General features: G+C 64.0%; 11 protein-coding genes. 4 read left to right on the plus strand and 7 right to left on the minus strand.

Annotated features, from left to right (window positions below; all coding sequences use genetic code 11):
* Nucleotides 1–63 precede the first annotated feature (63 nt).
* The 4 genes from J2R80_RS05470 to J2R80_RS05485 form a co-directional block, all read right to left on the minus strand.
* Nucleotides 64–1353, minus strand: a complete 1290-nt coding sequence (locus tag J2R80_RS05470) for a cytochrome P450 (RefSeq protein ID WP_253638146.1) — start codon at nt 1351–1353, stop codon at nt 64–66.
* A 151-nt stretch (nt 1354–1504) separates the two neighbouring features.
* Entirely contained in the window at nt 1505–2602 is a 1098-nt protein-coding gene (locus J2R80_RS05475; protein WP_092080939.1) for an HD-GYP domain-containing protein, read from the minus strand.
* 290 nt (nt 2603–2892) lie between these two features.
* A complete protein-coding gene (locus J2R80_RS05480) occupies nt 2893–5178 on the minus strand; it encodes a molybdopterin cofactor-binding domain-containing protein (RefSeq protein ID WP_168856618.1) in 2286 nt (761 codons plus the stop codon).
* Nucleotides 5175–5666 carry a (2Fe-2S)-binding protein gene (locus tag J2R80_RS05485; protein ID WP_026192016.1) on the minus strand — a complete coding sequence of 164 codons (492 nt, stop codon included), beginning with the start codon at nt 5664–5666 and terminating at the stop codon, nt 5175–5177. The genes J2R80_RS05480 and J2R80_RS05485 overlap by 4 nt, the downstream gene beginning before the upstream one ends.
* 311 nt (nt 5667–5977) lie before the next feature.
* Here J2R80_RS05485 and J2R80_RS05490 point away from each other — a divergent pair, with 311 nt between their 5' ends.
* From J2R80_RS05490 to J2R80_RS05500, 3 genes are all read left to right on the plus strand, one after another.
* Nucleotides 5978–6766, plus strand: coding sequence for an alpha/beta fold hydrolase (locus J2R80_RS05490; RefSeq protein WP_253638147.1), 789 nt, complete (start codon nt 5978–5980; stop codon nt 6764–6766).
* On the plus strand, nt 6763–7098 hold the full coding sequence (locus J2R80_RS05495) for a hypothetical protein (RefSeq protein WP_057015339.1): 336 nt from the start codon (nt 6763–6765) through the stop codon (nt 7096–7098). Before J2R80_RS05490 ends, J2R80_RS05495 begins: the two co-directional genes overlap by 4 nt.
* 139 nt (nt 7099–7237) lie before the next feature.
* Nucleotides 7238–7912: a dienelactone hydrolase family protein gene (locus J2R80_RS05500; RefSeq protein ID WP_253638148.1), complete on the plus strand. Its 675-nt coding sequence runs from the start codon at nt 7238–7240 to the stop codon at nt 7910–7912.
* 131 nt (nt 7913–8043) lie between these two features.
* Here J2R80_RS05500 and J2R80_RS05505 read toward each other — a convergent pair whose 3' ends face one another.
* The 3 genes from J2R80_RS05505 to J2R80_RS05515 all read right to left on the minus strand — a co-directional run bounded on the left by J2R80_RS05505 (nt 8044) and on the right by J2R80_RS05515 (nt 10077).
* On the minus strand, nt 8044–8799 hold the full coding sequence (locus J2R80_RS05505) for a polysaccharide biosynthesis/export family protein (RefSeq protein ID WP_168856621.1): 756 nt from the start codon (nt 8797–8799) through the stop codon (nt 8044–8046).
* 173 nt (nt 8800–8972) lie between these two features.
* Complete coding sequence (gene msrA / locus J2R80_RS05510; protein WP_253638149.1) at nt 8973–9629, minus strand: peptide-methionine (S)-S-oxide reductase MsrA; 657 nt, start codon at nt 9627–9629, stop codon at nt 8973–8975.
* Nucleotides 9630–9759: 130 nt separating this feature from the next.
* Entirely contained in the window at nt 9760–10077 is a 318-nt protein-coding gene (locus J2R80_RS05515; RefSeq protein WP_016842666.1) for a hypothetical protein, read from the minus strand.
* 373 nt (nt 10078–10450) lie between these two features.
* Between J2R80_RS05515 and rpsT the strand changes: the two genes are divergently transcribed.
* A complete protein-coding gene (gene rpsT, locus J2R80_RS05520) occupies nt 10451–10717 on the plus strand; it encodes a 30S ribosomal protein S20 (protein ID WP_253638150.1) in 267 nt (88 codons plus the stop codon).
* Nucleotides 10718–11607 lie beyond the last annotated feature (890 nt).

Here is an 11607-nt window from a genome sequence, read left to right on the forward strand (position 1 = left end):
ATCGAACCCGGAATCTCGAGATTCCGGGCCTGGTCCTTCGGACCATCCCGGAATGAAAAGTACTCAATTCACCTCGAACCGGATCGGCAGCTTCTTCGGGCCGTTGACAAAATAGGCCTGCGTCATCTTCACCTCGCCGTCGAGCGACAGCGACCTCAGGTGCGGCAGCAGCTCCTCGAACAGGATGCGCATCTCGAGCTTGGCGAGGTACTGACCGAGACAGAGATGCGCGCCATAGCCGAACGCGACATGGCGGTTGGGCTTGCGGTCGCTGCGGAAGCGATCGGGTTCCTCGAACACCTCCTCGTCGCGATTGCCCGAGGCGTAGCACAGCATCAGCCAGTCGCCCTTGGCGATCTTGCGGCCGCCGAGCTCGGTATCCGCGGTGGCCGAGCGCATGAAATGCTTGACCGGCGTCATCCAGCGGATCGACTCGTCGACCAGGCCCGGAATCAGGTCCGGATTGGCCTTCACCTTGGCGAATTCCGCGGGGTCCCTGGCCAGCGCCCAGATCGCGCCGGCGGTCGAGGATGAGGTGGTGTCGTGGCCCGCCGTCGCGACGATCATGTAATAGCTGGTCTGATCGTGCTCCGGCATGTACTCGCCGCCGATCTTCGCGTTGGCGATGACGGTGGCGAGATCGTCGCGCGGGTGCTGGCGGCGATCCTCGGTGATCTTGCGGAAGTAGGCGGAAAAGTCGGCGATGATCGCCTGCAACATCGCGGAGACCTGCTCCGCGCTCAGCGCGTCGCGGACGCGCGCGGTGTCGGGATCCTGCGGCCCGAACAGTTCCTGCGTCAGCTTGAGCATGCGCGGCTCGTCCGCCTCGGGCACGCCGAGGATCTCCATGATGACGTGCAGCGGATAGCCGAGCGCGACATCCTCGACGAAGTCGCAGGCGCCGCCCCTCGCGAGCATGCGTTGCACCGTGGCGCGCGCGATCTCGCGGACGCGGGCCTCGAACTTGCCGAGATTGGCCGGCATGAACCAGCCTTGCGTCAGCGCGCGATATTTCGGGTGATCGGGCGCGTCCATCTGCACCAGCGAGCGCACCAAATTGGGCCCGCCGGTGATCTTGCGAACGCGCTCCTCGAGCGCCTGCGTCGTCAGGGTGGTCGGCCGATCGGCGTTGTGGAACAGCTCGTTCTGCCGGCTGATCGCCTGGATATGCGCGTGCTTGGTCACCACCCAGAACGGATCGAACTTCTCGGGCCGCGCGATGCCGAGCGGGTTGTTGGCGCGCAGCCAGCGATAGCTGTCGTGGATGCGGTCGTCCGCATAGGCGACGGGATCGACGAGGGTTGCCGCGATGTCGGCGGGGATGTCGAAATCCCCGGTCGTTGCCGTATCCATGATCGTCCTCACGCGTCGGAGCATCGGTCTTGCCGATGATCACCGGAATCTAGGCGGAGGTAAGGACCGCGACTTGCGTTGATTGGCTAGAGCCATCGCCTCAGCCGGCATTGCGACGACGAAGCGACGAAGCAATGACGGGGTTGAGGGCTCAATAATGCCCGAACGCCACCGGGCGGAACGCCTGCAGCAATTGCTGGTCGAGCTTGCCGCCCATCTCCTCCATCATGGAGAATGCCTTGGCGTGGGTGAACTGCAGCCGGTAGGCGCGCTTCTCGACCAAAGCGGCATAGACGTCGACGATCGTGGTGACGCGGACGATGTCGCTGATCTGGTTGCCGCTGAGGCCGTTCGGATAGCCGGTGCCGTCGAGGAATTCGTGGTGATGCAGGATCACGTCGAGCATTTCCGGCGGGAAGCCGCCCTGCGCGGACAGCGCCTCGTAGCCGCGGCGCGGATGCTCGCGCATCTCGGCCATTTCCTCCACCGTCAGCGCGCCGGGCTTGTCGAGCAGCGCGACCGGCACGAAGGCCTTGCCGACGTCGTGCAGCAGCGCGGCGCGGGCGAGCCGGCGCTGATCGTCGTCGCGCATGCCGAGATGCTGTGCGAACGCGACCGCAAAGCCTGTCACGAACAGGCAGTGGCGATAGGTCTCCTGGTGATGGCAGCCGACCGTGGTCAGCCATTCGCGCAGCGAGTTGTGCTTGATCGCCTTGAGGATCTTGTTCTCGGCGGCGACGATGTCCTCGAACTTGAGCGGCTCCCCGGCGCGCATCCGCTCGAACATCTTGACCATCACGCCGTGCGCGGCTTCGACGCCGCGGTTGAGCGCCTTGCCGCGATCGGTCTCGTCATAGCCGCTGTCGTCGGGGAATGCGGCGCGGATGCGCTGCAGGATGCCGCGCGCATCGAACGGCCGCGAGATCGTGTCGGTGGCGCCGAGCGCCCAGGCCTGCATCGAGGCGTGATGCAAGGCGTCCGCCAGCACGAACAGCCGCGGCATCTCGCGATAGGCGTCGGCCTGCAGCTTGGCGCGGACGAGTTGCACGGCTTCGGGCGAGCGCAGATTGATGTCGACGACGATGCCGGAGAGATCGCGGGCCGGCTGCTCGGGAATGTCAGAGGTCGGAACGGTATCGACCTCGCCCACCGAGCGCAGGATGTTGGCGAGCTCATTGCTCTGATCGCTTCGATCTGACGCCAGCAGGAGGCGGCGCTTCGAAGTCTGGTTGTTGGCTAAGGCAGTCATGGCATCCCCGTCGCGGTAACGACCGACGCCGGACGCTACCTGACGATGCGTTCCCTCCGGCTTAATGGGGATGCTGAACGGCGCTTAAGCGCAATGGATACAATTTGAGGGATCGCCGAATCCGCCAGCAAAATCAGGCCGGCCGGAAATCGATGCAGTTGCGCAGATCGGCAGTGAATCATGAATTTCTGCGGCGTCAAGGTTGATGCCGTCACTGCCCGGCCGACGCGCGGAGCAAAGAAAAACGCCGGAGAGCTCGTGCTCTCCGGCGTTCTTGTTCGTTCAGGCCGTTACGCCTTCATCGCAGCCTTGACGGCTTCCGCGGTGATCGGCAGGCCGCGAACGCGGGCACCGACCGCGTTGAAGACGGCGTTGCCGATCGCCGGCGCCACCACCGTCACCGCGGGCTCGCCGACGCCGGTCGCCTTCTCGCCATTGGCGATGACGTTGACCGCGACTTCCGGCAGCTGGCTCATCCGAAGCGGCGTGTAGCTGTCGAAGTTGGTCTGCTCGATGCCGCCGTCCTTCAACGTCGCCTTCTCGAACAGCGCCAGCGACATGCCCCACAGCGCCGCGCCCTCGACCTGGGCGCGGATGCCGTCGGGATTCACCTGCGTACCAACGTCGGTCGCAACCGTCAGCTTCTTCACCGTCACCTCGCCCGACGGGGCGACCGCGACATGGGCGACGCAGGCGGTCCAGCTCGCCGTGGCGCGCTCCTGCGACGACACGCAGGCCACCCCCATGCCTTCGCCCTTGGGCAGCTGCTTGGTGCCGTAGCCGGCAAGGCCCATCGCAGCAAGCAAGGTGTTGCGGAGACGCTGCGCGCCGCCGTCATTCTTGCCCTTGCCGTCGAGCAACGAGATGCGCAGCTGCGCCGGGTCCTTGCCGGTCGCATGCGCGATCTCGTCGATCATGCTTTCGACCGCCCAGAACGTCCAGCCCGGCGCCACCGAACGGAGCTGACCCGACGGGGTGGCGTTGTGCGCCATCTCGTTCTTGATCGCCCGCACATAGTGGTTGGGCACGGTATAGAAGAAGTCCGCTCCGTTCACGGTGAAGGAGTCGAGCGGGCCCTTCTTGTCGACCGACGGTGTGAGGAAATCGGGGATTCCCCAGCGCGCGGTCGGCCAGGCCGAGACCACGTCGTGGCTCATCGCGACGATCTTGCCGTCGCCGTCCATGCCGGCCTTCACCTTCTGGTAGGTCAGCGGACGCGAGAAATCCATCGTCATGTCGTTTTCGCGCGTGTAGATGACCTTGACCGGCTTGCCGACGGCCTTCGCCGCCTGCACCGCGGGCACCATCATGTCGGCGTCGAGACGCCGGCCGAAACCGCCGCCCAGCCACATCTGGTGCATCACCACGAACTTCGGATCGATCCCGGCGGCGCCGGCCGCAATCGCGCCGGAGCGCGTCGCGAACTGGTTGCCGGAATAGATGTGCAGGATGTCGCCCTTGAACTCCGCGGTGGCGTTCATCGGCTCCATCGGCGCGTGGATGTTGATGTTGGTGGTGTATTCCGCCTCCAGCACCTTGGCCGCCGATCCGAAGGCCGCCTTGGGATCACCGTCCTTGACGAAGAACTGGCCGGAATCGTCCAGTCCCTGAAGCCGCTTGGCCTCGGCGAGCAGCGATTCGCTCGACAGCTTCGCGTTCGGACCGCCGTCATAGCTGATCTTCAGCGCCGCCGCGGCCTTCTTCGCCTGCGCATAGGTGTTGGCGACCGCGACGACCCAGCCGGTCGTGGTTGTGGTCTTGTCGTCGAGGGTGACGGCCTTGATGAAGCCGGGCAGCTTCTTGGCCGCGCTATCGTCGACCGACTTCACGGTGGCGCCGTAACGCACCGGTGGGGTAACCAGCGCGCCGTAGACCATGCCCGGCACCATCACGTCGATGCCGTATTTGGCCGTGCCGTTGGTCTTCGACGGGATGTCGAGTTGCGGCACCGAGACGCCGATCATCGTGTACTGGTCGGGCGTCTTGAGCTTGATCGCCTTCAGATCATCCGCCGTGAAGGTCTTGGTCGCCTTGCCGCTCTTCACCACTTCGGCGAACGACATCGACTTCTTCGACTTCGCATGGCTGATCCTGGAGTCACGTACCACCAGCTCGCCGGCCGGCACGCCCATGGAGGCCGCCGCCGCCTCGGTCAATGCAATGCGGCCGGCTGCGCCGGCGCGGCTCATCGCGTCGAAGTTCATCATCGTCGACCAGCTGCCGCCGGTGATCTGCGCGCCCAGCACGGGATCGTTGAACTTCGGATCGTTGGAGGCGAGTTGAACCCGCATGTCCTTCCAGTTCGCGCCGAGCTCTTCGGCCACGATCTGCGCCATGGTCGAGGCGACGTGCTGGCCCATGTCGGCCTTGCCGCAGGTCACGGTGACGAGACCGTCGGGCGCGATCGAATACCAGACGCTCGGCTCGAAGTTGGCGGGCGCGGGTGCCGCGAGCGCCTGATCGATGCCGGACCCGGCGTAGCCGAGCACGAGGCCGGTTGCAGCGGTGCCGACCAGGAAGGAACGGCGGCTGAGATCGGTCGTCTCTGGCGCGAGGTTTTTCACGTGCTTGTTCATGTGGCCCTCCGCTCGGATCCGGTGGCCGATGCGGTGCGCATGTCGGACGCAGCGCGCATGATCGCCTTCTGGATTCGTGAATAGGTCATGCAACGGCACAGGTTGCCGTCCATATGCGCGACCACTTCTTCCTTGGTCGGGTTGGTATTCTTCGACAGCAGCGCCGCCGCCTGCATGATCTGGCCCGACTGGCAGTAGCCGCATTGCGGCACCTGCTCGGCGACCCAGGCCTTCTGCAAGGGATGATCGCCCTTGGCGGAGAGGCCTTCGATGGTGGTGATCTTCTTGCCGACGGCGTCGGCGACCGAGGTCTGGCAGGACCGCACCGCTTCGCCGTTGACGTGAACCGTGCAGGCGCCGCACAGACCGGCGCCGCAACCGAATTTGGTGCCCGTCATCTGCAATTGCTCGCGGATGACCCAAAGCAGCGGCGTGTCATTGGCCGCCTCGACGGACATATTCCGTCCGTTGATATTGAGATTTGGCATCTCTCTCCCCTTCCGGTGTAGGAAGCCGCTTACGGCGGCAACTCACTGTTGGGTCTTGGCCGGCGCCCACCGGGTAAGCGACAGTTGCCGAAACAATGATCCGGTTCCCGGCTGGAGGCAATCCAATTTGGAATTGCTCGAAAAGAATAAATTTCCGAAGATGCCTGTTGTGCGATGCGGCAACGGCATGACGCTTTTTGGAATACCAGCGTTGGTGTCTAATCGACAGGCGCTTGCTCAAAGCGTCGGCAGCAAGCATCGGCAACGCCGTCCGATGACAGAGCGGCGAGAGAAACACAAGGAGCCCGTCAATGGCCAAGCTCAACCGCAACGGCGTCGAGATCTACTACGAGATTCGCGGCAGCGGCCCGCCGCTGATCCTGACCCACGGCTATTCCTCGACTTCGGCGATGTGGCAGGGCCAGATCGAGGCGCTGTCGCAGCGGCACAAGCTGATCCTGTGGGACATGCGCGGGCACGGCCAGTCCGACTATCCCGACGATCCCGATGCCTATAGCGAAGCGCTGACGGTCGGCGATATCGCCGCTCTGCTCGACGCCGCCGGCGCCGACAAGGCGATCGTCGGCGGGCTGTCGCTCGGCGGCTACATGTCGCTCGCCTTTCATCGCACCCATCCGGAGCGGGTGCGGGCGCTGCTGATCATCGACACCGGCCCGGGCTTCAAGAAGGACGACGCCCGCGAGGTCTGGAACAAGCGCGCCCGCGAGACCGGCGACCGCTTCGACCGCGAAGGGCTCGAGGTGCTGAGATCGCTGAGCGCCGAGCGCGCGTCGGTCACCCATCGCAACGCCAGGGGCCTCGCGCTCGCCGCGCGCGGCATGCTGGCACAGCGCGATGCACGGGTGATCGAATCGCTGCCCGGGATCCAGGTGCCAGCACTGGTTGTGGTCGGCGCCGACGACACGCCGTTCCTGGCGGCGTCCGACTACATGGCGGCAAAAATCCCCGGGGCGCGGAAGGCGGTGATTCCGAACGCCGGCCATGCCGTCAACATCGACCAGCCGCAGGCCTTCATCGCCGCGGTGCTGCCGTTCCTGGATGGCCTTGAAGCCGGCGCGCCGGGAAAGCCCGCGCCATGAAGACAATCGCCGTTGCCTTGTTGCTAACTGCGGCGACGACAGGGGCGAGCGCGCAGAAGCTGCCGTTCGTCACAGCCCCGTCCACTTTCACTGCGACGTTGTCGAACACCACGCCGCTGGTGTTCGGCATGGGCGTTGCGGACGCGCAGCGCGCGCTCGGCACACCTTTCACCTATGTCAGCGGACGGCCCGGCAACGAGATCTTCCTGACCTTCCGCGACCTCGGCGGCAGCGGGCTGTTTCCGCACCACGACCGCCTCTTCCTGCAATTCCGCAAACACCGGCTGACCGGCTGGAAGGCCGACTGGGGCGAGAACTGGATGTGGCGCTAGAGCATGGTCCGGAAAAGTGCGAAGCGGTTTTCCGAAAGGCCATGCTCAAACGAGAGCTAAAGCGCGATGACGATGTCATCGCGCTTTGGACCTCATCATCGAAAACTTCATGCAACCCCCAAACTGACAAGGATGGACCATGGGACAAGACATCAAACTGAAAGCTTCCGACGGATTTGAACTCGGCGCCTACCGCGCCGATCCTGCCGGCGCGCCGAAGGGCGCGGTCGTCGTGATCCAGGAGATTTTTGGCGTCAATCACCACATCCGCTCGGTCTGCGACCGGCTGGCGAAGGAAGGCTATGCCGCGGTTGCACCTTCGATCTTCGACCGCATCACGCCGAACTTCCAGAGCGGCTATTCCCCCGACGAGATCGCCGAGGCGCGGAAGTTCGTCGCCAATCCGGACTGGGCCGCGATGCTGCGCGACAGCCAGGCGGCGATCGACGCTGTGAAGCCGGTCGGTCCGGTCGGCATCATCGGCTTCTGCCTCGGCGGCAGCGTCGCCTATGCTGCCGCCACCAAGCTGGCCGGGCTGTCCGCCGCGGTCGGCTATTACGGCGGCGCCGTCGTGCGCTTCGCCGACGACAAGCCGGCGGTGCCGACGCAGCTACATTTCGGTGAGAAGGATGCCGGCATTCCCCTGAGCGATGTCGAGACCATCAAGTCGAAGCGGCCCGAGGTCGAGGTTTTCATCTATCCCGGCGCGCAGCACGGCTTCCATTGCGACGAGCGCGCCAGCTACGACAAGGCAAGCGCCGATATCGCCTGGCCGCGCAGCATGGAGTTTTTCGCAAAGCATCTGAAGAAGTGACGCTGCAAGCGTCATTCCGGGGCAATGCGCAGTATCGAACCACAGATGCGCAATTGCGCATCGGGGAATCTCGAGATTCCGGGTCTGGTGCTAACGCACCATTCCGGAATGAAGAAGGACACTATCCTTCTTCAGAACCAGCGCTCGCCGACGAATACCGTATCGCCCGGGCTCATCGGCGTGCCCAGCGGCACCACAAAGCGCCCGGAGCCGGACGCATCGGTGTGGGTCAGCGTCACGCTGTCGCGGCGGGCACGCGGCGAGAAGCCGCCGGCAATCGCGACCGCGCTCTCGACCGTCATGTTCGGCACGTAGGGATATTGGCCGGGGGCCTGGACTTCGCCGAGGATGAAGAACGGACGATAGGACTCGATCTCGACCGCCACCGAAGGCTCGCGGATATAGCCGTTGCGCAGCCGTGCCGAGATTTCGCCGGCAAGCCCGGCCGGCGTGCGGCCGCGCGCCGGCACCGAGCCGATCAGCGGCATGGTGATCGCGCCCGCGGCGTCGATCGCATAGGAATTGGTCAGGCCTTCCTGGCCGTAGACCACCACGCGAAGCTTGTCGCCGGGGCCAAGGTGATAGCCGTTGTCGTAACCGGCGGGGGGTCCACCCGGGGAGGCGGCGGCATAGACGACCGGGGCGGCGGCCGGTGCGGCATAGCCATAACCAGGGGACGTGCTGGCGAAGGCGGAACGCAATGCGCTGATCGCACCGCCGCCGCCTGCATCGGCAACCGGAGCGGGTGCGTAGGCCGGGCCGTAGGTGACGGCATCGACGCCTTGCGGGCCGACGGCGACGGGACCGGACGTGCTCATGCAACCAGACAGCGCGAGCGCAGCCACAACGGCAGTGATCGGCAATCGTAACGCGCGTGCAACCGGCACCGGACCTATCCCTCAACGGCGAGACAGGCCCAGTCTTGCACCACTTATGGTTAACAAAGGGTTTTCGAGGATCGAGCGGGAGGCCGGAACAGCTGGCCTCCCATTGGCTTGGAGCCGTGCCCGGGAAGAGCGCAAACCGGCTTTCCAGAGCGAGCTCTTTCTCAACAAGACGATCAGGCGGTGACGCCGACGCCGATCGGGCAGGACACGCCGGTGCCGCCGAGCCCGCAATAGCCCGCCGGATTCTTGGCGAGGTATTGCTGGTGATAGTCCTCGGCGAAGTAGAATTCACCGGCCGGCGCGACCTCGGTGGTGATGGCGCCGAGGCCCTTGGCGGCAAGCGCCTTCTGATACATCGCCTGCGACTCATCGGCGGCTTTGCGCTGCGCGTCGCTGAACGTGTAGATCGCGGAGCGATATTGCGTGCCGATGTCGTTGCCCTGGCGCATGCCCTGCGTCGGGTTGTGGTTCTCCCAGAACGTCTTCAGCAGCCTCTCGTAGGAGATCTTCTTCGGGTCGAACACGACCAGCACCACTTCGGTGTGGCCGGTGCGCCCCGAGCATACTTCCTCATAGGTCGGGTTCGGCGTGTGGCCGCCGGCATAGCCGACCGCGGTGGTGTAGATCCCCTCGCCGAGTTCCCAGAACTTGCGCTCCGCGCCCCAGAAGCAGCCGAGCCCGAACACCGCCTGCTCGAGGCCTTGCGGATAAGGCGGCTGCAACTTGCTGCCATTGACGAAATGGGTGGTCGCGGTCGGGATCGGCGTCGCGCGGCCCGGCAACGCCTCGGCGGCGCTCGGCAACGCGGTGGTCTTGCGCATGAACAACATGGACACCTCCAGGCGGGACATCGGCCGACGCGGCAACGGCCTGCGGGCCGGCTGTCACCTATATATGTCCTTACGCGGATGATGGCAGCCCCGTTACGGGGCGGTGCAGCCAAGGAGGGCTGCCGACAAGTCAGTCGCGCGCGTAGCCGATCAGGGGCTTACGCGGCCGGAACAGGATCATCAGCAGGATGCCGGCAATGCCGAGCACCGCGAATACCGGCTGCTCCAGAAGCAGGCGGATCACGTCATTCCAGAGCCAGGGCGCGAAGCGATCCACCCAGGCATGGAATGCCTGCTGGCTCGACTGGTGGATGTCGTTCCAGAACTGGCCGAACTGGGTGAACCGCAGGCTCTGGTCGGCGACGTAGCGGGCCCCGTCATAGACCATGAAGATGAAGCTGCCGGCCAGCAGCAGAAGGCCGATCAGACGGAAAAAGCCGCGGATCATGCGTCACCCTAACTCCCAGTCGCGCCCCACGCGTCCTCAGGCCTTACCGGGCGCCCCCCGGAAATTCAACCTCTTCAGCGGCTTATCCGGCCCCCGCAGGGACGATTTCGGGCCCTTTTGGGGTCCCGAAAGCGTTGACGCTTAAGCCCGCGCCATCTATAAGACCGACCGATGGCGGCGGGCGCAATCCTGCCGCCGCTGTTCTTTGGACAGTGTCGCATGCGGAGGCAGCATTTTGCGCTCTTCGCATGGCCGCCTCAAGGACACCCAAGAAAACCACCTTGGACAAATACATCAGAGTTGAGATTTGAACCGGCCGGTGCGCGCAAGCCCGACCACCGAGCGATCACCGCCGAAGGACAGTTAGAGAACCATGGCCAACACCACCTCCGCCAAGAAGGCGACCCGCAAGATTGCCCGCCGCACCATCGTCAACAAGTCGCGCCGCACGCAGATGCGTGGCGCGGTGCGCACCGTCGAGGAAGCGATCAAGAACGGCGACCGCGAGGCGGCACTGAAGGCGATGAGCCGCGCTGAGCCCGAGCTGATGAAGGCAGCGCAGCGCAACATCATTCACAAGAACCTCGCGAGCCGTAAGGTGTCGCGCCTCACGCAGAGCATCGCCAAGCTCGCGAAGTAACGGCTCGCCACCAGAGCTGACTGGGAAAACACATTTGTCACGAAGCCCGGCTCGCGCCGGGCTTTTTGTTTTTGTCTCGACTTTTGTCGTGGAAGTTTCATAGCGCGAGAACACTTCGCGTTGCCGCGCAACGAACTGCGTGTCATGTTTCGTCGCGTCCGTAGTTCTACCGGCTCGACATGCTTAACGCGCCGCACTCGCCCACAGATTGTTCTTCGCTAAGCTAGATAGATGGAATAGCGCGCGAGCATTTCGCGGACGAAACTTGCGAAGCGGGGTTACCCTGCAAAAGTAATCGAGAAAAATGACGTCTCGCGAATTACTTATGCACATAGCGTTGGACAGCGATTGGAAAAATGACCGGCGCGAGACCAAATGTAAATTTTCTATGAAAAATTTTTGGTATTGCACCGTCGTTTGTGACACGCGTGAATCTGTGCGCTGATTCAAAAACTTGCTTTCGCAACTCAGCATCGGCAACGCCGCAACAGTCGCGAAGAGTCTCGATCCCCGTCGAATCCACGGATTGTCAGAAAATCAGCTTGGTGTATTTATTTCTTGTTCGCGACGCCCACGGCTCTCCAGATCAGCGCGGTTTGAGACCCAGGGGCGGACGCACAAATCGGCGGCGGTGTGTGCGTTAGCGACGCTTTCCAAGCGAAGCTAGATTGACAACTCATAGCGATATGAGGACAGACGACCTGTGTCAAAAATTCTCCGGCGATGTCCCCGGCAATTTGGGGGATCAAACAAGAGAGACCAGGACGTCAGTCGGAATCTGGCAGCGGGAACGCGGAGCGAGTGAACGGGTTGACGACGACACGGCGGCGGCGAAGCGCCGGGCATTTCGGTGTTCGGTAGCAGCAGTTCGAATTTGAAGACACGAGCAA

Source organism: Bradyrhizobium sp. USDA 4541, assembly GCF_024171085.1.
Taxonomy (GTDB): domain Bacteria; phylum Pseudomonadota; class Alphaproteobacteria; order Rhizobiales; family Xanthobacteraceae; genus Bradyrhizobium; species Bradyrhizobium australafricanum.

Excerpts from the sequence above, each read along its gene's own strand:
- msrA (WP_253638149.1), bottom strand. The coding sequence starts at position 9,629 with ATGTTGTTCATGCGCAAGACCACCGCGTTGCCGAGCGCCGCCGAGGCG.
- J2R80_RS05495 (WP_057015339.1), top strand. The coding sequence starts at position 6,763 with ATGAAGACAATCGCCGTTGCCTTGTTGCTAACTGCGGCGACGACAGGG.
- J2R80_RS05475 (WP_092080939.1), bottom strand. The coding sequence starts at position 2,602 with ATGACTGCCTTAGCCAACAACCAGACTTCGAAGCGCCGCCTCCTGCTG.
- J2R80_RS05490 (WP_253638147.1), top strand. The coding sequence starts at position 5,978 with ATGGCCAAGCTCAACCGCAACGGCGTCGAGATCTACTACGAGATTCGC.
- J2R80_RS05485 (WP_026192016.1), bottom strand. The coding sequence starts at position 5,666 with ATGCCAAATCTCAATATCAACGGACGGAATATGTCCGTCGAGGCGGCC.
- J2R80_RS05500 (WP_253638148.1), top strand. The coding sequence starts at position 7,238 with ATGGGACAAGACATCAAACTGAAAGCTTCCGACGGATTTGAACTCGGC.
- J2R80_RS05480 (WP_168856618.1), bottom strand. The coding sequence starts at position 5,178 with ATGAACAAGCACGTGAAAAACCTCGCGCCAGAGACGACCGATCTCAGC.
- J2R80_RS05515 (WP_016842666.1), bottom strand. The coding sequence starts at position 10,077 with ATGATCCGCGGCTTTTTCCGTCTGATCGGCCTTCTGCTGCTGGCCGGC.
- rpsT (WP_253638150.1), top strand. The coding sequence starts at position 10,451 with ATGGCCAACACCACCTCCGCCAAGAAGGCGACCCGCAAGATTGCCCGC.
- J2R80_RS05470 (WP_253638146.1), bottom strand. The coding sequence starts at position 1,353 with ATGGATACGGCAACGACCGGGGATTTCGACATCCCCGCCGACATCGCG.